At 72.8% G+C, this 23,251-nt stretch carries 23 protein-coding genes and 1 riboswitch; of the genes, 6 read left to right on the top strand and 17 right to left on the bottom strand.

All coding sequences use genetic code 11. The features are described 5' to 3' along the window. Window positions 1–5: 5 nt before the first annotated feature. A complete protein-coding gene (locus IH50_RS0134005; RefSeq protein ID WP_030829790.1) occupies window positions 6–254 on the bottom strand; it encodes an SCO4848 family membrane protein in 249 nt (82 codons plus the stop codon). 91 nt (window positions 255–345) lie between these two features. Here IH50_RS0134005 and IH50_RS0134000 point away from each other — a divergent pair, with 91 nt between their 5' ends. Continuing rightward, window positions 346–1,635 carry a D-alanyl-D-alanine carboxypeptidase family protein gene (locus tag IH50_RS0134000; RefSeq protein ID WP_030871338.1) on the top strand — a complete coding sequence of 430 codons (1,290 nt, stop codon included), beginning with the start codon at window positions 346–348 and terminating at the stop codon, window positions 1,633–1,635. On the opposite strand, the gene IH50_RS0133995 is transcribed toward IH50_RS0134000, so the two are convergent. The 3 genes from IH50_RS0133995 to IH50_RS0133985 form a co-directional block, all read right to left on the bottom strand. Further along, complete coding sequence (locus IH50_RS0133995; protein ID WP_030871336.1) at window positions 1,583–2,500, bottom strand: YihY/virulence factor BrkB family protein; 918 nt, start codon at window positions 2,498–2,500, stop codon at window positions 1,583–1,585. The two genes, IH50_RS0134000 and IH50_RS0133995, sit on opposite strands and share 53 nt — an antisense overlap. 86 nt (window positions 2,501–2,586) lie before the next feature. Continuing rightward, complete coding sequence (locus IH50_RS0133990; RefSeq protein WP_030871333.1) at window positions 2,587–3,522, bottom strand: decaprenyl-phosphate phosphoribosyltransferase; 936 nt, start codon at window positions 3,520–3,522, stop codon at window positions 2,587–2,589. Then, entirely contained in the window at window positions 3,519–3,995 is a 477-nt protein-coding gene (locus IH50_RS0133985) for a phosphatase PAP2 family protein (RefSeq protein ID WP_030871330.1), read from the bottom strand. The genes IH50_RS0133990 and IH50_RS0133985 overlap by 4 nt, the downstream gene beginning before the upstream one ends. A 215-nt stretch (window positions 3,996–4,210) precedes the next feature. Here IH50_RS0133985 and IH50_RS0133980 point away from each other — a divergent pair, with 215 nt between their 5' ends. Then, window positions 4,211–5,593: an FAD-binding oxidoreductase gene (locus tag IH50_RS0133980; protein WP_030871328.1), complete on the top strand. Its 1,383-nt coding sequence runs from the start codon at window positions 4,211–4,213 to the stop codon at window positions 5,591–5,593. After that, entirely contained in the window at window positions 5,590–6,345 is a 756-nt protein-coding gene (locus IH50_RS0133975) for a decaprenylphospho-beta-D-erythro-pentofuranosid-2-ulose 2-reductase (protein ID WP_030871327.1), read from the top strand. Before IH50_RS0133980 ends, IH50_RS0133975 begins: the two co-directional genes overlap by 4 nt. Window positions 6,346–6,360: 15 nt before the next feature. Here IH50_RS0133975 and IH50_RS0133970 read toward each other — a convergent pair whose 3' ends face one another. From IH50_RS0133970 to IH50_RS0133945, 6 genes are all read right to left on the bottom strand, one after another. Beyond that, entirely contained in the window at window positions 6,361–6,939 is a 579-nt protein-coding gene (locus IH50_RS0133970) for a 2'-5' RNA ligase family protein (protein WP_030871324.1), read from the bottom strand. A gap of 213 nt (window positions 6,940–7,152) precedes the next feature. Further along, complete coding sequence (gene trpS / locus IH50_RS0133965; protein ID WP_030871322.1) at window positions 7,153–8,166, bottom strand: tryptophan--tRNA ligase; 1,014 nt, start codon at window positions 8,164–8,166, stop codon at window positions 7,153–7,155. Window positions 8,167–8,352: 186 nt separating this feature from the next. Continuing rightward, entirely contained in the window at window positions 8,353–9,798 is a 1,446-nt protein-coding gene (locus IH50_RS0133960) for a glycine hydroxymethyltransferase (protein WP_030871318.1), read from the bottom strand. Window positions 9,799–9,827: 29 nt separating this feature from the next. Beyond that, a riboswitch (ZMP/ZTP riboswitch) is annotated at window positions 9,828–9,928 on the bottom strand. 84 nt (window positions 9,929–10,012) lie between these two features. Then, a complete protein-coding gene (locus IH50_RS0133955) occupies window positions 10,013–11,197 on the bottom strand; it encodes a glutathionylspermidine synthase family protein (protein WP_030871313.1) in 1,185 nt (394 codons plus the stop codon). Between the two features lie 7 nt (window positions 11,198–11,204). Continuing rightward, window positions 11,205–11,513 (bottom strand): hypothetical protein, encoded by a 309-nt coding sequence (locus IH50_RS0133950; protein ID WP_030871310.1) that lies wholly within the window; start codon window positions 11,511–11,513, stop codon window positions 11,205–11,207. A 156-nt stretch (window positions 11,514–11,669) separates the two neighbouring features. Further along, entirely contained in the window at window positions 11,670–13,055 is a 1,386-nt protein-coding gene (locus tag IH50_RS0133945; protein WP_030871306.1) for a PLP-dependent aminotransferase family protein, read from the bottom strand. 46 nt (window positions 13,056–13,101) lie between these two features. Between IH50_RS0133945 and IH50_RS0133940 the strand changes: the two genes are divergently transcribed. Both IH50_RS0133940 and IH50_RS0133935 read left to right on the top strand, forming a co-directional pair. Further along, window positions 13,102–13,602, top strand: coding sequence for a carboxymuconolactone decarboxylase family protein (locus IH50_RS0133940; RefSeq protein WP_030871302.1), 501 nt, complete (start codon window positions 13,102–13,104; stop codon window positions 13,600–13,602). Then, window positions 13,599–14,051 carry a carboxymuconolactone decarboxylase family protein gene (locus tag IH50_RS0133935; protein ID WP_030871299.1) on the top strand — a complete coding sequence of 151 codons (453 nt, stop codon included), beginning with the start codon at window positions 13,599–13,601 and terminating at the stop codon, window positions 14,049–14,051. Before IH50_RS0133940 ends, IH50_RS0133935 begins: the two co-directional genes overlap by 4 nt. A 160-nt stretch (window positions 14,052–14,211) precedes the next feature. On the opposite strand, the gene IH50_RS38205 is transcribed toward IH50_RS0133935, so the two are convergent. The 7 genes from IH50_RS38205 to IH50_RS0133900 all read right to left on the bottom strand — a co-directional run bounded on the left by IH50_RS38205 (window position 14,212) and on the right by IH50_RS0133900 (window position 22,318). Further along, complete coding sequence (locus tag IH50_RS38205; RefSeq protein ID WP_234328298.1) at window positions 14,212–15,048, bottom strand: hypothetical protein; 837 nt, start codon at window positions 15,046–15,048, stop codon at window positions 14,212–14,214. A 391-nt stretch (window positions 15,049–15,439) separates the two neighbouring features. Next, on the bottom strand, window positions 15,440–15,796 hold the full coding sequence (locus IH50_RS0133925) for a hypothetical protein (RefSeq protein WP_030871294.1): 357 nt from the start codon (window positions 15,794–15,796) through the stop codon (window positions 15,440–15,442). Next, the gene (locus IH50_RS0133920; RefSeq protein WP_030871291.1) at window positions 15,786–17,585 is read right to left on the bottom strand and encodes a hypothetical protein; all 1,800 of its coding nucleotides are present in this window, start codon (window positions 17,583–17,585) and stop codon (window positions 15,786–15,788) included. The genes IH50_RS0133925 and IH50_RS0133920 overlap by 11 nt, the downstream gene beginning before the upstream one ends. Before the next feature lie 220 nt (window positions 17,586–17,805). Further along, a complete protein-coding gene (locus tag IH50_RS0133915) occupies window positions 17,806–18,795 on the bottom strand; it encodes a malate dehydrogenase (RefSeq protein WP_030871290.1) in 990 nt (329 codons plus the stop codon). A gap of 453 nt (window positions 18,796–19,248) precedes the next feature. Then, window positions 19,249–20,397 carry a helix-turn-helix domain-containing protein gene (locus IH50_RS0133910; protein ID WP_078914193.1) on the bottom strand — a complete coding sequence of 383 codons (1,149 nt, stop codon included), beginning with the start codon at window positions 20,395–20,397 and terminating at the stop codon, window positions 19,249–19,251. A 561-nt stretch (window positions 20,398–20,958) separates the two neighbouring features. Beyond that, window positions 20,959–21,474: a DUF3017 domain-containing protein gene (locus tag IH50_RS0133905; RefSeq protein ID WP_030871283.1), complete on the bottom strand. Its 516-nt coding sequence runs from the start codon at window positions 21,472–21,474 to the stop codon at window positions 20,959–20,961. Continuing rightward, window positions 21,464–22,318, bottom strand: a complete 855-nt coding sequence (locus IH50_RS0133900; protein ID WP_030871281.1) for a bifunctional methylenetetrahydrofolate dehydrogenase/methenyltetrahydrofolate cyclohydrolase — start codon at window positions 22,316–22,318, stop codon at window positions 21,464–21,466. The genes IH50_RS0133905 and IH50_RS0133900 overlap by 11 nt, the downstream gene beginning before the upstream one ends. 282 nt (window positions 22,319–22,600) lie before the next feature. Here IH50_RS0133900 and IH50_RS0133895 point away from each other — a divergent pair, with 282 nt between their 5' ends. Continuing rightward, entirely contained in the window at window positions 22,601–23,185 is a 585-nt protein-coding gene (locus IH50_RS0133895) for a hypothetical protein (protein ID WP_030871279.1), read from the top strand. Window positions 23,186–23,251: the final 66 nt, after the last annotated feature.

Below are 23,251 nucleotides of genomic sequence, written 5' to 3'. Positions count from 1 at the left end.
CCCGGTCAGGACGTCCGTGACGTCCGGCTCAGTGCGCGCAGTCCGCGCAACCCGATGCCCCCGATGACCGTCCCCAGTACGAAGGAGACGACGGCGAGCGTCAGGTGAACGAAGAAGTACGCCGTCGGGTGCCCGTCCTCGAACGCGAGTCCGCTGCTGTCCTTGACCAGGTTCTTGACGAAAGTGACCCAGATGACCCAGCTCCACACCCCGAAGGCGAGCAGGAACCAGGAAACGGGGCGGCTGAGCTTCATACGCCCAGTATCACCGGGCGGTGTCCGGATCCTTGCCCGGGGTGGGGACCTGCCCGGGACTTCGTCAGGTATGGCATGTACGTTTCCGGTCGTGCCCGCACCCAAGAACACCGTCCGGCGATCGCTGCTGGTCGCCTCCGCCGTCCTGCTCTCCACCGCGCTGACCGCGCCCGTCGCGCTCGCGGCCCCCAAGCCGTCGACGAGTCCGTCGGCCACTCCCCCGGCGAAGACGTCCATCGTGGGCGGTACCCGGCTCAGCCGGCCGGGGACGCAGGTCAACCTCGCGAGCGGGGTGCCGGTGCTGCCGAAGGACCTGTCGGCCCGCTCCTGGATCGTCGCCGACGCCGAGTCCGGCGAGGTGCTCGCCGCCCACAACGCGCACTGGCGGCTGGCCCCGGCGAGCACGCTGAAGATGCTGTTCGCGGACACGCTGCTGCCGAAGTGGCCCAGGACGACGAAGCACAAGGTCGAGCCGTCCGACCTGGCCGGGGTCGGCTCCGGTTCCAGCATGGTCGGCATCAAGGAGAACGAGACGTACACCGTCCACGACCTGTGGCTGGGCGTCTTCCTCCGCTCCGGCAACGACGCGGTGCACGTGCTGTCGGCGATGAACGGCGGCGTCGAGGACACCGTCGACGAGATGAACGCGCACGCCGAGGAGCTCCAGGCGCTCGACACCTTCGTGGTCAGCCCCGACGGCTACGACGCCCCGAAGCAGGTGTCGTCCGCGTACGACCTGACGCTGATCGCCCGTTCCGGGCTGCAGAAGAAGGACTTCCGGGAGTACGCCTCGACGGTCAGGGCGCAGTTCCCCGGTGAGACGAAGAAGAACAAGAAGGGCAAGAAGGTCCGCGAGTCCTTCGAGATCCAGAACACCAACCGGCTGCTGGCCGGCGACACCGACGTGCCGGTCTACCAGGGCATAGCCGGGGTGAAGAACGGCTACACCACCAACGCGGGCAACACCTTCACCGGTGTCGCCGAGCGGGACGGCAAGGTGCTGCTGGTCACCGTGATGAACCCGTCGAAGAACGAGCACAACGAGGCCTACAAGGAGACCGCGAAGCTCTTCGACTGGGGTTTCAAGGCGGCCGGCAAGGTCGAGCCGGTGGGTGAGCTGGTGCGGCCGAGGAGCGCGACGCAGGCCGGTGCCCAGCCGGGCCCGTCCGCCTCCCCGGGTGAGGCCGGGGGCACCGGGGACGGTGCCGTCGCGGCCGGTTCGAAGCCGGTGGCGGGTGCCGCGTCGGGCGGCGGCACCGACGGCGTCGGGGTCGCGCTGGGCATCGCCGGCGGAGTGGTGGTGCTGCTGGCGGGCGGCGCCTTCCTGGTCAACCGGCGCTGGCCGCTGCCGGACCTGGTGCGCCGCCGCTCGCGTCCGTGACCCCGGGGACCTCGTCCCGCTTGCTCCCCGTCGCCGTCCAGGCGGCGCAGAACAGGACCAGTTTCGAGGTGAGGTTGATCCACAGCAGCAGGGCCACCGGGACGCCGAACGCGCCGTACATGCTCTTCGTGGCCACGCCCTGCAGATAGCCGCTGAGCAGCAGCTTCAGCAGTTCGAAGCCGACCGCGCCGGTGAGGGCGGCGACGATCAGGCGGTGCCGGGCGGGTTCGACGCCGGGCAGCAGGGTGAGGACGTACAGCAGGAGCAGGACGTCGGCGCCGACGGCGACGGCGAACGCGGCGACGTGCAGGACGATCCCGCCCCAGCCGCCCTTCTCCAGTCCGATGGCGTCGCTGATCCGGCCGACCATCGCGGAGGCGACGGCGGAGGCGGCCAGGGTGATCAGGACCGCGCCGCCCAGGCCGACGAGGACGCCCAGGTCCTTGCCCTTGCCCAGGAGGGGGTTCTCCTCCTCGTCGGGCAGCTCCCATACCGCGCGGAGGCATTCGCGCAGGGAACCGGCCCAGCTGACGCCGGTGAACAGCAGCACGGCACCGGCGATGAGCCCGACGGTGCCGGCGTTCTCCACCAGCTCCCCGATGTCCAACTGGTCGGAGATGCCGGGCACCTGGTCGGTGATCCTGTCCTGGAGGGCGTCCTGCCGGTCCTGGCCGATCGTGGCGGCGCCGATCGCGGCGGCCACGGTGAGCAGCGGGAAGAGCGCGACGAAGCTCCTGAAGGTCATCGCGGCGGCCAGTCGCGTCCAGTGCACCCGGTCCAGACGCTCGTACGACCGCCACGCGTGCGTGAGCATCAGCCGGGCCGTCCACGGCCCGACGACCGGGAGCCTTTTCAGCCAGTCCATGATCCGACCCTGCCCCGTCCCGGAAGCCCCATGCCCTGGTACCCCGGGACCGGGTTCTCATGGCCGGCGGCGGAGCGGACGGTTCCTCACCAGTCGGCCACCGCCAGGGCGTACATCGCCGCCCAGACCAGGCCGATGACGGCGAGCGCGCGGTCGCCCAGCACCACGTCCTCGGGCTCGCCTGCGGTCCCGCGGTCGGCGAAGACGGCGTAGCGGAGGACGGCGAGGACGAAGGCGACCACGGAAAGCTGCCGCCAGGGCAGCACGCCGGTGTGCGGCACACCGCCCTCCTCCAGGGCCCACAGGCAGTAGCCGAGGACGGCGACGCCGGCGGCGAGCTGCCAGACGAAGCGGAGGTAGCCGGCGGTGTACTCGGTGAGCAGCGCGCGGGTGGCACCCGCCTTCCCGGTCATCCGCACGGCCTCGGAGTAGCGCTTGGCGGCGACCATGAACAGCGCGCCGAACCCGGTGGTGATGAGGAACCAGCGGGACAGGGGGATGCCGAGGGCGAGCCCGCCGATCACCGCGCGCATCACGAAGCCGGTGGTGACGACGACCAGGTCGACGACGAGGACGTGCTTGAGGCTGACGCAGTACGCCAGTTGCACGGCGAGGTAGGCGGTCAGCAGCGCGGCGGCCTCCGGGGGGCAGAGCCGGGCCGCGGCGGCGGGCGCGAGGACGCCGAGGGCGATCCCGGCGGCGTAGGCGGCCGGCACGGGCACCTGGCCGGCGGCGACCGGGCGGCGGCACTTGACGGGGTGGGCGCGGTCGGCGTCGGCGTCGCGCGCGTCGTTGACGAGGTAGACGGCGGCGGCGCAGGCCGTGAACAGGACGAAGACCAGGGCGAGCCGGGTCAGGGCGTGAACGGAGAACAGTTCGCCGGCGGCGGCCGGGGCGGCGATCACCAGGACGTTCTTGACCCACTGCTTGGGCCGCGCGGTCAGCAGCAGGCCCTTGAGGAGGCCGCCCCTGACGGGCGGTGCGGTCTGCCGCCGGCCGGAGCGCTCGCGCAGGAGGGTCACGCGGGGCCTCCCGTCGTCCGGCGGGCGCCCAGGCGGGCCGTGAGCACGCCGAGGGCGGCGCCGGCCGCCACGTCCGACGGGTAGTGGACGCCGGCCACCAGGCGGGACACGCAGACGGCGGCGGCGAGCGGGGGCACCGCGCGGGCGCCCAGCGCGCCGAAGACGACGGCGGCGGCCGCCGCGGACGTGGCGTGCGAGCTGGGGAAGGAGTGCCGGCCGACCGTGCCGACCAGGGGTTCGACATGCGTGGGGCGCGGACGGCGCACGACCCGCTTCACGGCCGAGCCGGCGGCGTGGGCGCCCACGGTGAGCGTGGTGCCGCGCAGCCAGGCGCCGCGCCGGGGACGGTCCACGACGGCTCCGGCGAGCCCCACCGCCCCGTGCTCCCCCGCCAGGGACAGCGCCCGCGCGGCACCGGCCACGCACGGATCCGCGCCGCACGCTCTGAGGGCGGAGACGATCCGGTGGTCCACGCCGTGGAGACCGAGGGGGCGGGGGAAGTCATAGGGGCCGTAAGGGCCAGGAGAGTCGCGGGAGTCGTGGAGCTCGTCCACGGGGACCCACTGTTCACGCCGGGCGGGCCGGGAATCCCGTCCCCGGGGAGCGACATCCCATTAATCACCCGTTTCAGGGATGGGTGTGACGTTTTAAAACCAAACAGTCACATAAGGGCGATACGGTCACCGTCATGTCTGCCGACACCGTTCCCGTCACGGGGTGGGGCCGCACCGCTCCCACCGCCGCCCGGCTGATCCGTCCACGGACGTACGAGGAGGCCGCCCGGGCCGTCCGGGAGTGCGGGGCCCGCGGAGGCATCGCGCGGGGACTGGGACGGGCGTACGGGGACGCGGCGCAGAACGCGGGCGGCACCGTGCTCGACATGACGGGTCTGGACCGCGTGCACGCGATCGACGCCGACGGCGGCACCGTGCTGTGCGACGCGGGCGTCTCCCTGCACCGGCTGATGGAGGTGCTGCTGCCGCTCGGCTGGTTCGTGCCGGTCACCCCCGGCACGCGCTACGTGACCGTCGGCGGGGCGGTCGCCGCCGACATCCACGGCAAGAACCACCACGTCTCCGGCTCCTTCTCCCGCCATGTGCTCTCCCTGGAGCTGCTCACCGCCGACGGCCGGGTCCGTACGGTCGTGCCGGGCACACCGCTGTTCGAGGCGACCGCGGGCGGCATGGGCCTGACCGGGGTGATCCTCACCGCGACGATCCGGCTCCAGCCGGTCGAGACCTCGCTGATGTCCGTCGACACCGAGCGCGCGAGCGACCTCGACGACCTGATGGCCCGCCTCGCCGACACCGACCACCGCTACCGCTACTCGGTCGCCTGGATCGATCTGCTGGCCCGCGGCGCCGCCACCGGCCGCGCGGTGCTCACGCGCGGCGACCACGCCCCCCTGGACGCGCTGCCCCGGAACGCACGCGCGCGCGGGGAGCCCCTCTCCTTCCGCACCTCCCGCCTCCCGGCCGCCCCCTCCTTCGTCCCCGAGGGCCTGCTCGGCCGCACCACCGTGGGGCTGTTCAACGAGCTCTGGTACCGCAAGGCGCCCCGCGCGCGCACGGGGCGGCTCCAGCGGATCCCCGCGTTCTTCCACCCCCTGGACGGCGTACCGCACTGGAACCGCGTCTACGGCCGGGGCGGCTTCGTGCAGTACCAGTTCGTCGTCGGGCACGGCCGGGAGGACGTCCTGCGCCGGATCGTGCGCCGGATCTCCGAGCGCCGCTGCCCGTCCTTCCTCGCCGTCCTCAAGCGGTTCGGGGAGGCCGACCCGGGCTGGCTGTCCTTCCCGCTGCCGGGCTGGACCCTGGCCCTGGACATCCCGGCCTCGCTGCCCGGCCTCGGCGGCTTCCTCGACGAACTCGACGAGGAGGTCGCCGGCACCGGCGGGCGCGTCTGCCTCGCCAAGGACTCCCGGCTGCGCCCGGAACTGCTCGCGGCCATGTATCCCCGCCTGGACGACTTCCGCGCGCTGCGCGCCGCGCTGGACCCGCGCGGGGTGTTCGTCTCCGACCTGGCCCGCCGCCTCCGCCTCCAGGTCACCTCCAGCCAGGAGCTGTCATGAAGGACGCCTTCGGTCTCCCCCAGTCCCTGCTCGTCCTCGGCGGCACGTCCGAGATCGCGCTGGCCATCGCGCGGCGGCTGATCGCCCGCCGCGCCCGTACGGTGTGGCTGGCCGGCCGCCCCTCCCCCGGCCTGGACGAGGCCGCCCAGAAGCTGCGCGGCCTCGGCGCCGAGGTGCGCACCGTCGCCTTCGACGCGCTCGACCCCGCCGCCCACGAGGACACGCTCGGCAAGGTCTTCGCCGAGGGCGACATCGACATGGTGCTGCTCGCCTTCGGCACCCTGGGCGACCAGGCCCACGACGAACGGGACCCGTCGGCCGCGGTGCGGGTCGCGCAGACCAACTACACCGGCGCGGTCTCGTCGGGCCTGGTGTGCGCGAGCGCCCTCCAGGCGCAGGGCCACGGCTCCCTGGTGGTGCTGTCCTCCGTGGCGGGCGAGCGGGCCCGCCGCGCGAACTTCATCTACGGCTCCAGCAAGGCCGGCCTGGACGCCTTCGCCCAGGGCCTCGGCGACGCGCTGTACGGCACGGGGGTGCACGTCATGGTCGTACGCCCCGGTTTCGTCCGTACCCGGATGACCGCGGGACTTCCCGAGGCGCCGCCGGCCACCACGCCGGAGGCGGTCGCGGCGGCCGTCGAGCTGGGGCTGCGGCGCCGCGCGGAGACCGTGTGGGTGCCGGGCACGCTGCGGGTGGTGATGTCGGCGCTGCGGCACCTGCCGCGCGGGGTGTTCCGCCGGCTGCCGGTCTGAGACCCGGCCGGGGGCTCAGCGGGCGGAGACGGATCCCCGGTCCACGCTCCCGGACTGCGGGGGCACCACCACGGTGCCGAAGGGGAACTCGCGCAGTTTGCGCCACACCCCGTCGGCGCCCTGCTCGTAGAGCGCGAAGCCGGTGCAGGGCCACTCGGCCTCGTAGTCGGCGAGCTCCTCGAAGGCGCGGTCCATGGCCGCCTCCTCGATGCCGTGCGCCACGGTGACGTGCGGGTGGTACGGGAACTGCAGCTCGCGGGCGACCGGGCCGGAGGCGTCACGGACCTGCTTCTGCAGCCAGGTGCAGGCCTCGCCGCCGTCGACGACCCGCACGTACACCACCGGCGACAGCGGCCGGAAGGTGCCGGTGCCGGACAGCCGCATCGGGAAGGGGCGGCCGGCCGCGGCGACCTCGCCGAGGTGCGCCTCGACGGCCGGCAGGTCGGCGTCGTCTATCTCGGTCGGCGGCAGCAGGGTGACGTGCGTGGGGATACCGTGAGCCGCGGCGTCGCCGAAGCCCGCGCGCAGCTGCTGAAGCCGGCTGCCGTGAGGCTCCGGGACCGCGATCGACACGCCGATCGTTACGGTCCCCACGTCGTCTCCTGTCGTTGTGGTGGTGAAGCGTGGCGGTGAAGCTGCGGTGTGCGCCGGGTGACCGCGGAAACGGTCACCCGGTTATCGACTGTACGACCACGACCCGGATGCGGGCAGGCGCAACCGGAGTGATGTGCAGCGCTGTGTGGTGGTACGGACCGCCGCCGTGGGCCGGTTCAGCGCCGGTGCGGTGTGTCCGTCCGGTGCGCCGGCTCAGTGCTTGGCGGGCAGGAAGCCGACCCGGTCGTACGCCTGGGAGAGGGTCTCCGCGGCGACGGCGCGCGCCTTCTCCGCGCCCTTGGCCAGGATCGAGTCCAGTGTCTCGGGGTCGTCCAGGTACTGCTGGGTGCGCTCCTTGAAGGGGGTCACGAACTCGACCATGACCTCGGCGAGGTCCGTCTTGAGCGCACCGTAGCCCTTGCCGGCGTACTTCTCCTCGAGTTCGGGGATGTCCATTCCGGTGAGGGTCGAGTAGATCGTGAGGAGATTGCTCACCCCGGGCTTCTCCACGACGTCGTAGCGGATCACCGTGTCGGTGTCGGTGACCGCGCTCTTCACCTTCTTCGCGGTGGCCTTCGGCTCGTCCAGGAGGTTGATGAGGCCCTTCGGCGTGGATGCCGACTTGCTCATCTTGACCGCCGGGTCCTGGAGGTCGTAGATCTTCGCCGTCTCCTTGAGGATGTACGGCTTCGGCATCGTGAACGTCTGGCCGAACCGGCCGTTGAAACGGTCGGCGAGGTCGCGGGTGAGCTCGATGTGCTGGCGCTGGTCCTCGCCCACCGGCACCTCGTTGGCCTGGTAGAGCAGGATGTCCGCGACCTGCAGGACCGGGTAGGTGAACAGGCCGACGGAGGCGCGGTCGGCGCCCTGCTTGGCCGCCTTGTCCTTGAACTGGGTCATGCGGGAGGCCTCGCCGAAGCCGGTGAGGCAGTTCATGACCCAGCCGAGCTGGGCGTGCTCGGGGACGTGGCTCTGGACGAAGAGCGTGCAGCGGTCCGGGTCGAGACCGGCGGCCAGCAGCTGGGCGGCGGCCAGCCGGGTGTTGGCGCGCAGCTCCTTCGGGTCCTGCGGAATCGTGATCGCGTGCAGGTCGACGACCATGTAGAACGCGTCGTGGGTCTCCTGCAGGGCCACCCACTGACGGACGGCGCCGAGGTAGTTGCCGAGGTGGAACGAGCCTGCGGTGGGCTGGATTCCGGAGAGCACGCGGGGTCGGTCAGTCGCCATGCTCACCATTCTCTCAGGCTTCCGGGGTCACTCGGGCACGGGTCCGGAACAGGGGGCCCCGGTCCGTCCCCGGTGGTGCGGCAAGGGCTCGCGGCCGGGATCGCCGGAGCCCCGGCCGGTACGCCGCGCGGCGGCCCGGTGCGTGACCGGACCGCCGCGGGGCGCGTCGAGCGGGGCCGGGTCGCCTCAGCCGAGGTCGATCTCCGGGTAGAGCGGGAAGCCGGCGACGAGGTCGGTGGCCCGGCGGGAGATCTCGTCGGCGACCTTCGCGTCGAGGACGTGGGCGGCCTTGGAGGGGGCGCCGGACTTGGTGGTGCCGGGCTCGGTCGTCGTCAGGACCCGGTCGATCAGGCCCGCGACCTCGTCCATCTCCGCCGTGCCCAGGCCGCGCGTGGTCAGCGCGGGGGTGCCGACGCGGATGCCGGAGGTGTACCAGGCGCCGTTGGGGTCGGCCGGGATGGCGTTGCGGTTGGTGACGATGCCCGAGTCGAGCAGGGCGGCCTCGGCCTGGCGGCCGGTGAGGCCGTAGGAGGTGGCGACGTCGATCAGGTTGAGGTGGTTGTCGGTGCCGCCGGTGACCAGGGTGGCGCCGCGCCGCATCAGGCCCTCCGCGAGGGCGCGGGAGTTGTCGACGATGCGCTGGGCGTAGTCCCGGAAGGCGGGCTGCCGGGCCTCGGCGAGGGCGACGGCCTTGGCGGCCATGACGTGCGGGAGCGGGCCGCCGAGGACCATCGGGCAGCCGCGGTCGACCTGGTCCTTGAGGGAGTCGTCGCACAGCACCATGCCGCCGCGCGGGCCGCGCAGCGACTTGTGGGTGGTGGTGGTGACGATCTGGGCGTGCGGGACCGGGTCGAAGTCGCCGGTGAGGACCTTGCCGGCGACGAGACCGGCGAAGTGCGCCATGTCGACCATGAGCGTGGCGCCGACCTCGTCGGCGATCTCGCGCATGATCCGGAAGTTCACCAGGCGGGGGTAGGCGGAGTAGCCGGCGACGATGATCAGCGGCTTGAACTCGCGGGCGGAGGTGCGCAGGGCCTCGTAGTCGATGAGGCCGGTGGCCGGGTCGGTGCCGTAGGAGCGCTGGTCGAACATCTTGCCGGAGATGTTCGGGCGGAAGCCGTGGGTGAGGTGGCCGCCGGCGTCCAGGGACATGCCGAGCATGCGCTGGTTGCCGAAGGCCTGGCGCAGCTCGGCCCAGTCGGCCTCGGAGAGGTCGTTGACCTGGCGGGCGCCGGTCTTCTCCAGGAAGGGGGCCTCGACGCGGTCGGCGAGGACGGCCCAGAAGGCGACCAGGTTGGCGTCGATGCCGGAGTGCGGCTGGACGTAGGCGTGGCGGGCGCCGAAGAGCTCCTTGGCGTGCTCGGCGGCGAGCGACTCGACGGTGTCGACGTTGCGGCAGCCGGCGTAGAAGCGGCGGCCGACGGTGCCCTCGGCGTACTTGTCGCTGAACCAGTTGCCCATCGCGAGGAGGGTCGCCGGGGAGGCGTAGTTCTCGGAGGCGATCAGCTTGAGCATCTCGCGCTGGTCGGCGACCTCCTGGCCGATGGCGTCGGCGACGCGCGGCTCGACGGTGCGGATGACGTCGAGCGCGGCTCGGTAGGCATGGGAGGCGAGGGTGGGCTCGGCTGGCATGGGGACCTCCGGACGTGGTGATCGGCGTTCGGGTCGGCCCAGGCGCACGGCACATGGTGCGGACCCGAAGGGTCCGGGGCCGCTTCCCGATGGTTGTTCCCATCCTTGCGCGCCAGTCACGGCCCACGGCCACATTACCGGGTGGCCCGAAGCGCCACGGGGAGGCGTCCACCATACGGGCGCCGGCCTCCGCCTCGTCGGCGCGGGCGGCGTGCTAGAGGATCACGTGGGGCAGGAAGCGGGCGTACTCGTCCGTCACCAGGCCCGACGACTCCCGGATGCCCAGGCCCGCCGGCTCGTCCTCCACCACCCAGGCGCCCAGGACGACGTGGTTGCCGTCGAAGGTGGGGAGGGGGGCGAGCTGCTGGTAGCAGCAGGGTTCCTCGCGGGGGGCCGGATCGGAACCGGGCTCGTGGACGGTCACTCCCGCGCCCTCGCGGCCGAGCAGGGGCTTGGCGACCCAGCCGGTGGTGTCCGCCAGGTCCCGTGGGCCGTCGAGGTAGGAGGGGAGGAGGTTGGGGTGGCCGGGGTAGAGCTCCCAGAGGATCGCCAGGAGGGCCTTGTTGCTGAGGAGCATCTTCCAGGCCGGCTCGATCCACAGGGTGGTGCCGGTGCCGCCGCCGTTGTCGAGGGTGTCGAGGACATGGCCGGCGAAGCGGTCGGTGGTGAGCCACTCCCAGGGGTACAGCTTGAAGATGCTGCGGATGAACCGGAGCCCGTTGTCGACGAAGCGGCCGGAGAGACGGTCCCAGCCGATCTCCTCCATGGAGAGCCAGTCGGTGGCGAGGCCGGCCTGTTCGGCGGTCTCCTTGAGGTAGGCGACGGTCATGAGGTCCTCGCCGAGTTCGTCGGCGGAGGAGTGGGCGAAGTACAGGGGGCTGCCCGGCGGGAGGAGGGCGGCCTGCTTCCGCCAGGCGTCGACGAGGCGCTCGTGGAGGGAGTTCCACTGGTCGGCGCCGGGGAAGCGTTCCTCCATCCAGAACCACTGGGGGGAGGCGGCCTCCACCAGGGAGGTGGGGGTGTCGGCGTTGTACTCCAGGAGTTTCGCCGGGCCGGTGCCGTCGTAGCGGAGGTCGAAGCGGCCGTAGACGGAGGGGAGTTCGGCGCGCCGGTGCCAGGCCTCGGCGACCGTGCGGGCGATGCGCGGGTCGGTGATGCCGAGGTCGGCGAAGCGGTCGGCGGTGACGATGTGCTCGGCGGCGGCGAGGCACATGCCGTGCAGTTCCTCGACGACCTCCTCCAGCGCCTCGATCTCCTCCAGGCCGAAGACGTAGTAGGCGCTCTCGTCCCAGTAGGGGCGCAGGGAGCCGTCCGGGTAGCGGGTGAGCGGATAGATGAGCCCCTGCTCCTCGACGGTCTCCTGCCAGCCGGGGCGGGGCTCGGTCGTACGCCGTTCCATGATCCGGTCAGCCGCCGCTGCTGCCGGATCCCGAGCAGCCGAAGCCGCCCCGGTCGACGGCCTCGCTGCGGCTGAAGGTGCCGTCGTCGGCGTAGCCGCCGCTGACGTCGGCGTCGTAGTACCAGTCGGCGTCGCTGGTGCTCTTCTTGCAGTTCTTGTCGGCGACGACCTTGTAGCCGTAGATGTGGTCGTAGCTGTCCCGGTCCACGCACCGCCGGTCCGGATCCGACCCGCACGCCGACAGCGCCGCCGCGAGCACGCCCATCCCTCCGAGCACCACCGTGCTGGACCGCAGCCGCCGCCGTGTCTCCGCCATGCCCGTCACTCCCCCTCGCATACCTCCGGGTCACCTCTCCCGGCTCGCGGCGGACAGCCTAGAGACCGCCCGGACGGCACGCGCGGGAGCCCCCCGCCGGCAGCGTTCCCCCGCCGCCCCTTTGCGGCTCTTGGCGCGTTATGCCGGCCTTGTGCGTCAGGGCAGCGCCCGGCACAGGGCGTCCAGGGTGCCGGCCCAGGCGTGGTCCGGCGGGGTGGCGTAGCCGACGACCAGGGCGTCGCCCGCCGTGGTGACGGTGGCGGGGTGACGGAAGCGGGAGAGGCCGTGGACGGCGAGGTTCTGCCAGGTGGCGGCCTGGACCACGGACCGTTCGGTGCCGGGCGGGAGCCGGAGGACGGCGTGCAGGCCGGCCGCGATGCCGGTGATCCGGACGTCGGGGGCCCGGGTGGCGAGGGACTCGACCAGCGAGTCGCGGCGGCGGCGGTAGCGCAGGCGGGCGGCGCGGACGTGGCGGTCGTAGGCGCCGGAGGTGAGGAACTCGGCGAGGGTGAGCTGTTCGAGGGCGCTCACGGAGTGGCCGCCGCCGTGGGCGACGACGTCCGGGAGCAGGGACGGGGGCAGGACCATCCAGCCCAGGCGGAGGCCGGGGGCGAGGGACTTGCTGGCCGTGCCGAGGTAGGCCACGTGGTCGGGGTCGAGGTTCTGGAGCGCGCCGACGGCCTGGCGGTCGTAGCGGAACTCGCCGTCGTAGTCGTCCTCCAGGATCAGTCCGCCGGTGCGGCGCGCCCAGTCGACGACGGCGGCGCGGCGCTCGGGGCGCAGGGCGCCGCCGAGGGGGAACTGGTGGGCCGGGCTGAGCAGCACCGCGTCGGCGGCGCCCGGGTCCTGGGCGCGGGTGCCGAGGGAGTCGTAGGGGAGCGGGGTGGTGGTCAGGCCGGCGCGGGCGGCCAGGTCCCAGTGGACGTCCAGTCCGTAGGACTCCACGGCGAGGGTGCGGGCGCCGCGGGCGCGCAGGACCTCGCAGAGGAGGCGGAGACCGCCGGCGAAACCGGAGCAGACGACGATCCGTTCGGGATCGGCGCGTACGCCCCGCGCCCGGGCGAGGTAGCCGGCGAGGGCCGTGCGCAGTTCGGGGCGGCCACGCGGGTCGCCGTAGCCGAGGGCGTCGTGCGGGGCGGTGGCGAGGGCGCGGCGGGCGGCCTTGAGCCACTCGGCGCGGGGGAAGGAGGCGAGGTCGGGAGTGCCCGGGACGAGGTCGTACGGAAGCCGGCCGGGGGCCCGGCGCGGAGACGGCCGGCGGGTCGGCGGGGCGGGGACCGCGCGGTCGGCGACCCGGGTACCGGAGCCCTGCCGGGCGGTGAGCCAGCCCTCGGCGGTCAGGTCGGCGTAGGCGTCGGCGACGGTGTTGCGGGCGATGCCCAGGTCGGCGGCGAGGGAGCGGGAGGAGGGCAGCCGGGTGCCGGGGGCGAGCCGGCCGGTGCGGACGGCCTCACGGAGGGCGTCGGTCAGGCCCCGGCGCAGGCCGGGGCCCGCCGGTTCGAGGTGGAGGTCGATGCCGAAAGTGGCCCAGCGTTCTGGCATGGAAGTGGACCATACTCCTGGGCTGCCTCGCTCCTAGGGTCGAGGCATGACCATGACTGAGACGACCACCGAGTACGCCCCCGAGTCGCCCGTCCGGCTGGAGTGGGCCCGGCACGCCCCCGAGGTCTACAAGGCGATGATCCGGCTGGACTCCGCCGCCAGGAAGGGACTCGACGCCAAGCTGTACGAGCTGGTGAAGATCCGCGCCTCACAGATCAACCACTGCGCCCTCTGCCTGGACATGCACACCAAGGACGCGCTCGCGGCGGGCGAGAGCGTCGAGCGGATCATCCAGCTCAGCGCGTGGGAGGAGTCGCGCCACTTCTACACGGAGAAGGAACTCGCGGCGATCGAACTGACCGAGGCGGTCACCGTGCTGACGGACGGCTTCGTGCCGGACGAGGTGTACGAGCGGGCCGCCAAGTGGTTCGAGGAGCCGGAGCTGGCGCAGCTCATCGCCGCGATCACGGTGATCAACGCGTGGAACCGGTTCGGTGTGACCTGCCGGATGACCCCGGGCCACTACACGCCGGGACAGCACGGGTGACGATTCGCACGACCCGCCTCGACGCCGGTGTCCGCGGCGCGCTGCGGGCGGTGAGCGCCGCCGCCGAGAAGGGCCTCGGCGATCCCGGACTGGCCGAGCTGGTGCAGATCCGCGCCTCGCAGCTCAACCGCTGCGCGTTCTGCCTCGACCTGCACCTCGCGCGCGCCCGCGAGGGCGGGGCGGTGCGCGAGGGCCGGCTCGATCTGCTGAACGCCTGGGAGGAGGCCGGGGACGACGTCTTCGACGCGCGGGAGCGGGCCGCGCTGGAGCTGACGGAGGCGGTCACCGTGCTGACGGACGGCTTCGTGCCGGACGAGGTGTACGAGCGGGCGGCGGCGCACTTCGACGCCGCCCGGCTCGCCCACCTCGTCGCGCTGATCACCGCCGTCAACGGCTGGAACCGGCTGATGGTCGCCCGCCGGATCCCGCCGGGCGCCACCGCGTGGTGAACGAGGAGGTCAGGACGGCCACGTCCGCCAGGTGGACTCGTGGCCGCCCACCCGCCTCTCCGCCGCCTCCCGGGGCGACGGCTTCCGCCCGGCGCCCTCCGCGGCCGCACGGAAAGCGAGGGCGGAACGGAAGAGAACGCCCCCCTTCACAGGCGGACGGTCACGGTGTGCCGGTGTCGCAGGTGGTGTCCGGCGGGCAGAAGTGGCCGAGGGCCGTCCGCAGCAGCTCGCGCTCGTCGTCACGGCCGTCCGCGTCGGCCCCGTACGCGGCGATCGTGTAGATCCGGCCGTCGGCGGCGACGAAGCGCTCGTCCACGACGTGCCAGGTTCCGACGTCGGGCTCCCCTTCGAGGGAGTCGACGAGGTACTCCAGCCGGGACCCGGTGAAGTCGCCGTCGTCCAGGTTCTCCAGGGAGAGTTCGGTGAACCCGGGGGCTTTCTCCACGTCGTCGGAGAGGAACAGCGCGTGCGACGCGCCGGGGGACGACTCGGACACCTCGAAGATCTGCAGCCGGCGCCCGCCGTCCGGGGCACGGTAGTTCACCACGTCGATGCCGTACCGGGAGGAGACGGTGGTGCGGTACCACCCCTCGGGGAGGGCGAGGGTGAAGCCCTGGGGGTCGGTGTACGGCTGGTAGGGGGTGGGGAGGCCGGACGGCGTGGCCGTCTCCTCCGGCTCCTCGGAGGGGGTCGAGGGGGCGGGCGGCTGTGACGTGCTCGCCGGGGTGGCCGCCTTGTCGTCCGTGCCCTTCTCGCCGTCCCGCAGCACCGGCGTGAACACGAGCCCCGCCACCACCCCGGCCACGGCGGCCCCGCCCACCACGGCCCAGATCCGCCGACGGCCGTCCCGGCGCGGTCCGTCCGGCACGGGCACCGGGGCGCCGGGCGGACGGGCGGGCCCGTACGACTCCGGGGTGGACCAGGACGCGGGCGGGGGCGGGGGCGGCTGGGCCCCGCCCCACCGGATGCCGGTGAGGGTCGGCGCGGAGGGCGACACGCCGGGACGCGGAACGCCGGCGGGTGTGCCCGCGTCACCGGTCCCCGCGGGGGCACCGGGAGCGGTCCCGCCCCCGGCCGCCACACCTTTCCCCGCGACTCCACCGGCCGGCGGACGGCCCCCCGGGCCGGCTCCGGCCGGCCGGGCAGGGAAGGCGGCGCCCGGACCGGCTCCGGCCGCCGGCCCCGCGCCGGCCGGCCAGGTGGAGGAAGCGGTGTCCGGAGCGGGTGTGGCCGGCGGGACGGTTCCGGCCGGGCCGGGCTCCGTGCCGTCCGGCGCCGGGGCGGCACCGGGTGGGCCGGGCTCCGTCTCCTCCCAGCGCTGGGAATCCTCGTTCCAGTACCGCGGTCCCCCGGTCATCATGTCCCCCTTGTTCCGTTCGCCGCCGGCGTCAGATGCCGAGCAGGCCCGCCACGGTGCCGGCCGAGGCGAGGACCTCCGTGAGGGCCTGGGCGTCCGTGAGCAGCCGCCGCAGCCGCCCGAGCCGGCCCTCGTCCACCGCTCCGGTCCGGCCGATCTCGTCCTCGGTGTCCGCCAGGGCCTCGTCCAGCCGGGCCGTCTCCTCACTCTGCCGCACCCTGGACAGATCGGCACGCAACGCGCGTACCGCCTCCAGCAGTTCCCCGGTCGCCTCGTCCCGCGGCGCCGGCGCGTCGTAGTGGCCGCCCACCGCACGCGCGTGGGGGCCGACCGCGAAGGTGCTCCGCGAGACGTTCCCGATCCGGACGTTCGGTTCCTCACTTGCCATCGTCGGGACTCCCCTTCCCTGTCACCGTGGTGCCGGCGGCGCTCGCGTTCTCGCCGATGGCGAAGGTCGAGCCCTCGACCCGGTCGATGTGTACGGCGCCGTTGCTGATGTTCACGATCTTCTGGACGAACTCACCGGTCTCGTAACCGGCGTCGGCCAGCGCCTGCCGGACCCCGCGCCCGATCCGGTCCTGGACGGTCCGCAGATAGCGGGCCACGTCCATCTCCTGGAACGTGGAGGCGCTGTCCGCCGCGGCCAGCTCCCGCACCGAGAGGGCGGGCCCGTCGGGCAGCGCGCCCGAGTGGCCGCCGGTCAGCAGCCGCCATCCGTAGAACGCGCCCCGGCCGAGGGCGACCAGGGAGCGGCCCGCCGAGCCGGGCACCAGGGCGAGGGCCCCGGCGGCCTTGCCGAGGACGCTGTCGTGGAGCAGCCGGTGGGAGGTGCGGTCGACCTCCTTGAACTCGGCGCGCACCGGGTTCAGGACGTGCGGGGCGACCTCCAGCATGAGCATGCGGCCCTGGGTGTGGACGCGTACGAAGACCGTGACGACGAGCTCCTCCTCCCAGCCGCCGACCCGGATGCGCAGGAAGTGCCGCCGCTTCTCGCCGCCCTCCTCGACGGCCCGCTGCCGGTGCTGCTCGAACGCCTGCGGCGTGTAGGGGGCCTGGTCACGGTCGGTCAGCCCCTCGACGGGCAGGAACACGCACTCGTCGATCTCCAGGCGGCGCAGCCGGTCACGTGCGAAGGCCGCCGCGTGCGGGGCAGGCACCCGGAGCTGTTCGAGCAGGGGCCGGACGCTTTCGAGGATCGTCCGGTTGCTGAGCGGCCGCTGCTCGACGCCGTCGTCCGGCCGGAGTTCGACGGCGAGCACCCAGGTGTCGTACGGGGTGCCGGCGCCGCAGAACGGGCGGGCCTCGTCGTACATGATCAGCGGGGCGTGCTGTTCGCGCCGGATGCGGTGCGTCAGGCGGGCGAGGCGCTGTCCCTCGGCCTGTTCGGCGGGGTCGCCCGTGATGTCCGGGAAGCGCTGCGGGGAGAGTTCGGCGGCGAACGCGCGGGCGAACCGGTCGCGCCGGGCGGCGGCGCACAGCGCGATGAGGACCAGCACGCCGATCCCGAACCAGGCCTGCCAGATCTCGGCCGGCCCACCGTCACCACCGGCCGGGAACAGCACGCCGAGCGACTCCGGACCGTCGGAGCCCGAGGAGCCGCTCGTCCCCGACGAGCCGCCGGAGTACAGGGGGTCGTCGAACGAGCCGGAGCCGGAGCCGGAGCCGGAACCGGAGTCGTCCTCGGGGAAGGCGCCGAACGCGGTGACGGCCATGATGACCAGGACGCCGGCGAAGCTGACACGCCCGTACCAGCGCGCCACGAAGGCCGCGAGGAGGCGGTACCAGGGTGGCTGTTCCGCACCGCCTCTGAGCCAGGGAGCGAGGGCGATGAACAGGCTGGCGCCCATCAGCCCGAGCAGCAGCCCGCCGCTCAGCGGCACGCCCACCGCCCAGAGCCCGATGACGGCGGCGGACCACCACCATTCCTGACGCCGGGCCCGCAGGGCGTGGGCGAGGACGCGGGCCGCGTCGAAGCCGGACGACGGGGCGACGATCCGCTGTTCGTTGAGGTGCAGCTCCTCGATGACGCGGTCCCGGTACTCGGCGTTCTGGTACGTCCCGCCGCACAGCAGCCGGGTGGCCTCGCTGGCGTGCGGCGGCACGGACGGCGGTTCCGGAGGCGGAGGTGCCGGGGCGTTGGTGTGATGCGACTGTGGCGGCACGTAGGCGGTACTCATGCCGATCCCCCGAGTGCGTATGGGTCTGTGGTGACCACCGAGCTGAAAGGGCATCAGCATAGAGGGCGCACTACAGGGAGGGAAAGCGGAATGTCAATATCCCGATCATGTGACATGCGTCAATCTTTGGCCATGGATCGCCGGGTCCCGGCCGGATGAACGCGGCGGGCCCCGCACCGGCACAGCCGGTGCGGGGCCCGAAACCCTGGAGCGGGTCGGATCAGATGAGGCCGAGGCCGCGGACCGCCTCGCGCTCCTCCTCGAGCTCCTTGACGGAGGCGTCGATGCGGGCGCGGGAGAACTCGTTGATCTCCAGACCCTGGACGATCTCGTACTTCCCGTCCTTCACGGTGACCGGGAAGGAGGAGATCAGGCCCTCCGGGACGCCGTAGGAGCCGTCCGACGGGATGCCCATGGAGGCCCAGTCGCCGTCGGCGGTGCCGTTGACCCAGGTGTACACGTGGTCGATGGCGGCGTTGGCGGCGGAGGCGGCCGACGAGGCGCCACGGGCCTCGATGATCGCGGCGCCGCGCTTGGCGACGGTCGGGATGAAGTCCTCGGCCAGCCACTTCTCGTCGTTGACGGCCTCGGCGGCGTTCTTGCCGGCGACCGTGGCGTGGAAGATGTCGGGGTACTGGGTGGCGGAGTGGTTGCCCCAGATCGTCAGCTTCCTGATCTCGGAGACCGGGACGCCGGTCTTCTTCGAGAGCTGGGTCAGCGCGCGGTTGTGGTCCAGGCGGGTCATGGCGGTGAACCGCTCGGCGGGTACGTCCGGGGCGGCGGCCTGGGCGATCAGGGCGTTGGTGTTGGCCGGGTTGCCGACGACCAGGACCTTGATGTCGTCCGCGGCGTGGGCGTTGATGGCCTGGCCCTGCGGCTTGAAGATGCCGCCGTTGGCCTCCAGGAGGTCACCGCGCTCCATGCCCTTGGTGCGCGGACGGGCGCCCACGAGAAGGCCGACGTTGGCACCGTCGAAGGCCACGTTCGGGTCGTCCGTGATGTCGATGCCCTGGAGGAGCGGGAACGCGCAGTCGTCCAGCTCCATGGCCGTGCCCTCGGCGGCCTTGAGCGCCGGGGTGATCTCCAGCAGGCGCAGTTTGACCGGCACGTCCGCGCCGAGCAGCTGGCCGGAGGCGATGCGGAAGAGCAGGGCGTAACCGATCTGGCCGGCCGCGCCGGTGACGGTGACGTTCACGGGAGTGCGGGTCATGGCGTTCTCCGTATGACAGCTGGCGGTGGGGCGGTCCCTGCCCCGGGGTGCGGGATCCCGCTCCGGCTCGTGACCGGCGTCCACCACGATGATCGATCATCGGTTCGGATGATCGATCTCTTGGCGTCAAGAGAGATCCAGCGGTCAGGCTATCGCGCATCCGCGGACGCGGACGGCCGGGCTCCCTGTGGCCCGCCCCACAGAGTGACGGCCCGGGTACGCGGGTGGCCGGGCGGGCAGGAAAGGGGCGGCCGCTCCGTCCGGGAGAGGTGGGGGCGGGGCGGCCGCCGTCGGGGACCGACCGTGCCGGACTCCCGTGGGGGTACCTTCCGCCTGCCCCTCTTTCGCCATACCATGCGCGCCCCCACATTTCCCCCACATATATGGACCCATATGGACCAGTACGGGCCGGTACAGGCCCATATGTGCGGCGGGACAGGTCATGTGCGGGTACTACTCCGTGCAGCCCTTCTCACCGGTGGCGGCCAGTACGGCACAGGCCTTCGCGTCCTTCGCGTCCTTCACCGGCACCATCGGGGTGTACGTGACCGTGTCACCGGCCGCGGTGATGCTGTCGCTCTGCTTCGACGTGCCCGCGCTGATCTCGACCTTGTCCCCCTGCGTGCCCTGCGTGATGCGCCCCCAGGCCGCGGCGCAGGTCTCGCTGTAGCGGACCTCCACCGTGGTGGCGCCGACGGTCCCGGTCCCCGTGGTGGTCACCAGGTCGCCGCTGCACCCCATGGCCTCGGCGTCCTTGCCCGCGCAGCTGTCGCCGCTGCACTTCACGCCGGGAGGCAGGTCGACAGGGGCGGTGGCGGTGGGCGAGGGGGACTTCCGGGCCTCGTCCTTCTTCGTGTCGCCCTCGACGCTGGTGACGTAGAACGCGGCGGCGACCACCACCAGCGCTCCCACCGCTCCGGCGATGAACGTCGACGTCCGCCGCTTGCCGCCGGAACGGCCCGGTCCACCCGGACGGCCCTGACCGGACGCGCCCGGGGGCGGTGCGCCGTACGTCCCGGAGGCGCCCGCCGCGGGCCCGGAGGCGCGGTGGCCCGTCCGCGGCGAGCCGGCCGGTGCGGCGACCCCCCACGAGTTCGTCCCGGCCGAACCGTCCCGCGCGCCGCCGGTGGCGTCGCGCACCTCCGAGGCGGTCGGCTGCGGCGGCACGCTCGGCGCGACTCCGGCCGGCCCCGCGACGCCCGGACGGACCGCGGACGCGCCCTTGCGGGCGGATCCGCCGCCCGGGCCGGAGGACGGACCGGCGAACTCGCTGAGCGCGGCACGCGCCTGCGAGATCCTGATCGCCTCCATCGTCATGTCGTGACGCATCTCCGAGCGGCTCCAGGCACGCTCGGCGAGCTCCCACATGGTGGTGAGGTGCATCGGGTTGGTCCCGGTGACCTCGGCCAGGGCCACGATCGCACCCTTGGGCGCGAGCAGCCGGCCGTTCAGATAACGCTCCCAGGACGTCTTGCTGTAGCCCGTGCGGTCGGAGACCGACGCGACGCTCAGGCCGCTGCGGTCCACGAGCCGCCTGAGCTGGCTCGTGAACTCCCTGATCTGCGGATCGAGTTCATCCGGCAAGGCCTTCCAACGAGGCATTGCTTCCCCCCTCTTCCCCCCGGTTGGTACTGGTCGTTCCCTCGTGCATGGTGCCCCTTGCCGAGTCCCCGTTGTGGATACCCACGAGGATGCCGCCGGGCGGGGTCTCAGTTCCCGGGGCGGGGGCGCACGGGAGCATCGGGCCGCGGGCAGGCACCGTCGCACGCCTGCTCACTCGCGGCCCAGTGTCCCATCGGTCACCCCCTCGACCGAACGGAACCCGGGCACCTGCGCGCGGGACGCCGGGACGGTCCCGTTTCCTCACGCTAGCCCGCCGTCCCTCTACTGCGACGCACAACGACAAACTTGTCAATACATCGACATAAATCCGCCACCCACCGCAAACGGTCGTCCCCGCCCCGTTCCGACGCCGGCCGCCGGCTCGGCCGCATCGCAAGGTTGTACGGGGATTGCGGAGACCGTACCGGAACGGTCACTTCCGTGCCACAGCCCCCGGACAGCCGTTGAACAGGCCCTTCACGGTGCAGGAACGTGGTCCCCGGCGGCGGCCCGTCCTCTCACGGGGGTGAGGACGGGCCGCCGCCGCTCGCGGAACGCGGACTAACTGTCGACCGTGAAGTGCAGCGTGTCCTTCAGGAACGGGATCTCCAGCAGCGGATGCGGCTGCACCATCAGCGCCAGCATCGCGATCACCAGCCCCAGTCCCCCGTACGTCACGATGTCCGTGAAACGGGAACGCACCGCGAGCATCCCCACGTCCCGCACCAGCCACCGCAGCAGGGCCCCGGCCACCAGCGCCACGCCGACCAGCAGCGTGCCCAGCCGGAACTGGTCCAGCGCGGTCAGCAGCAGTCCCGCTCCGACCGTGAGCAGCACGGAGAGGATCGGCCACTGACGGGCGGGCGCGGGGGCGTCGCGGGGGGCGGCCCTGCCCCCGCCCTCGGGGCGCGCGGTGTCCCTGGTGAACAGGGGGAACCGCCGGGTGGTGCGGCGCGGCCTGCCCTCGGCGTCGGGCGCGCTGACGGGATCACGGACCGTGATGCCCTCGGCCCGTTCCTCCGTCCGCCCCTCGGCCCGCTTCTCGGAGACGTCCGGGGTCTTCCGCTCAGCCGACACTGCGCTCCGCCGCCTCGACCACGTTGACCAGCAGCTGGGCCCGGGTCATCGGGCCGACGCCGCCGGGGTTCGGGGCGACCCAGCCGGCCACCTCGGCCACGCCCGGGTGGACGTCGCCCAGGATCTTGCCCTCGGCGCTGCGGGAGACACCGACGTCGAGGACGGCCGCGCCCGGCTTGACGTCCTCGGGGCGGATCAGATGGGCGCTGCCCGCGGCGGCCACGATGATGTCCGCGCGCCGGAGGTGGGCCGACAGGTCGCGGGTGCCGGTGTGGCACTGGGTCACCGTGGCGTTCTCGCTGCGCCGGGTCAGCAGCAGGGGCATCGGACGGCCGATGGTCACACCGCGCCCGACGACCACGACCTCCGCGCCCTTGATCTCCACGCCGTGGCGGCGCAGCAGGGTGATGATGCCGTTGGGGGTGCAGGGCAGGGGGGCCGGCTCGTTGAGGACGAGACGGCCGAGGTTCATCGGGTGGAGGCCGTCGGCGTCCTTGGCCGGGTCCATCAGTTCGAGGATGCGGTTCTCGTCGATGCCCTTGGGCAGCGGGAGCTGGACGATGTAACCGGTGCAGGCGGGGTCCTCGTTCAGCTCGCGGACGACCGCCTCGATCTCCTCCTGTGTGGCCGTGTCCGGCAGTTCGCGCTGGATGGAGGCGATGCCCACCTGGGCGCAGTCGCGGTGCTTCCCGGCGACGTACTTCTGGCTGCCGGGGTCCTCCCCGACGAGGATCGTGCCGAGGCCGGGCGTGACGCCCTTCTCCTTCAGCGCCGCCACACGGGCGGTCAGATCGGACTTGATCTCGGCTGCGGTGGCCTTGCCATCGAGAATCTGGGCGGTCATGCCCCCATCCTCGCGGATGACCGGGCCCCGGTTCCAATCCGCCCGTATGACGGGCGGCCGCCGGGCCCCCGCGCACGTATCGCCCGTTTACGACCAAGATCAGCGATGTTGCACTTGCACAACACATACGGCCCACGCCTGGACAAGGAAAGGAACGGTCAAGAACGATGAGGACACAGTGCCGCGGGCAGAACCGGGGGGACGGACCGCATCTGTAGAACTTCCTCCGCGCCGAGTCTCGCGTCGTCCCCGCACCTGAAGCGCAACGGAGGAAGAACCGCCATGAGTTTCGGCGACCCGAACAACCCCTACGGGCCCCCGCAGGGTGGCCAGCAGCCGCCGGCCCCCGGCTACGGCTATCCCCAGCAGTCCCAGCAGCCCCAGCAGGGGTACGGCTATCCGGCGGCGCCGCCGGTGGGCGCCTACGCCGGCGCCCCGGTGCCGACCTCCATGCCGGGAACGGTGAGCACGGCACGCGTGCTGCTGTGGGTCATCGTGGGCCTGCAGCTCATCGGCACGGCGCTGTTCGCGATCAGCGCCGCGGGCGTGGAGGCCGCGAAGGACGACCCGACGCTGAGCGAGGAGCCCGCGTTCGAGCAGCTCGCCGACTACTCGTCCGGCCTGCTCTGGGGTCTGACCCTGTTCGCGCTGGTGTGGGGCGTGTTCGCGCTCGTGCTGGCCGTCAAGTTCGGCAAGGGCGGCAACGGCGTCCGTGTCACCGCGCTGATCTTCGGCATCATCACCGCCATCCTCGGCATCTACCCCTTCATCCTGGTGGGTCTGATCCACACGGTGCTGGCGATCCTGATCGCCGTGTTCGTCGGCAACGCCGCGGGCAGCGCCTGGTTCAAGCGCCCGCGCTACTGAGGGCGGCCGCCCCGAGCACACCGCCGCCAAGGGCCGTGTCCCACCCGCACGAGGGGGACACGGCCC

This window comes from Streptomyces sp. NRRL S-37 (genome assembly GCF_000721605.1).
GTDB lineage: Bacteria > Actinomycetota > Actinomycetes > Streptomycetales > Streptomycetaceae > Streptomyces.
This window is presented reverse-complemented; position numbering and strand designations above follow the sequence as displayed.

Excerpts from the sequence above, each read along its gene's own strand:
- IH50_RS0133980 (WP_030871328.1), top strand. The coding sequence starts at position 4,211 with ATGTCTGCCGACACCGTTCCCGTCACGGGGTGGGGCCGCACCGCTCCC.
- IH50_RS0134005 (WP_030829790.1), bottom strand. The coding sequence starts at position 254 with ATGAAGCTCAGCCGCCCCGTTTCCTGGTTCCTGCTCGCCTTCGGGGTG.
- trpS (WP_030871322.1), bottom strand. The coding sequence starts at position 8,166 with ATGGCGACTGACCGACCCCGCGTGCTCTCCGGAATCCAGCCCACCGCA.
- IH50_RS0133995 (WP_030871336.1), bottom strand. The coding sequence starts at position 2,500 with ATGGACTGGCTGAAAAGGCTCCCGGTCGTCGGGCCGTGGACGGCCCGG.
- IH50_RS0133950 (WP_030871310.1), bottom strand. The coding sequence starts at position 11,513 with ATGGCGGAGACACGGCGGCGGCTGCGGTCCAGCACGGTGGTGCTCGGA.
- IH50_RS0133955 (WP_030871313.1), bottom strand. The coding sequence starts at position 11,197 with ATGGAACGGCGTACGACCGAGCCCCGCCCCGGCTGGCAGGAGACCGTC.
- IH50_RS0133910 (WP_078914193.1), bottom strand. The coding sequence starts at position 20,397 with ATGCCTCGTTGGAAGGCCTTGCCGGATGAACTCGATCCGCAGATCAGG.
- IH50_RS0133940 (WP_030871302.1), top strand. The coding sequence starts at position 13,102 with ATGACCATGACTGAGACGACCACCGAGTACGCCCCCGAGTCGCCCGTC.
- IH50_RS0133975 (WP_030871327.1), top strand. The coding sequence starts at position 5,590 with ATGAAGGACGCCTTCGGTCTCCCCCAGTCCCTGCTCGTCCTCGGCGGC.
- IH50_RS0133915 (WP_030871290.1), bottom strand. The coding sequence starts at position 18,795 with ATGACCCGCACTCCCGTGAACGTCACCGTCACCGGCGCGGCCGGCCAG.
- IH50_RS0133945 (WP_030871306.1), bottom strand. The coding sequence starts at position 13,055 with ATGCCAGAACGCTGGGCCACTTTCGGCATCGACCTCCACCTCGAACCG.
- IH50_RS0133920 (WP_030871291.1), bottom strand. The coding sequence starts at position 17,585 with ATGAGTACCGCCTACGTGCCGCCACAGTCGCATCACACCAACGCCCCG.
- IH50_RS0133900 (WP_030871281.1), bottom strand. The coding sequence starts at position 22,318 with ATGACCGCCCAGATTCTCGATGGCAAGGCCACCGCAGCCGAGATCAAG.
- IH50_RS0133960 (WP_030871318.1), bottom strand. The coding sequence starts at position 9,798 with ATGCCAGCCGAGCCCACCCTCGCCTCCCATGCCTACCGAGCCGCGCTC.
- IH50_RS0133925 (WP_030871294.1), bottom strand. The coding sequence starts at position 15,796 with ATGGCAAGTGAGGAACCGAACGTCCGGATCGGGAACGTCTCGCGGAGC.
- IH50_RS0133895 (WP_030871279.1), top strand. The coding sequence starts at position 22,601 with ATGAGTTTCGGCGACCCGAACAACCCCTACGGGCCCCCGCAGGGTGGC.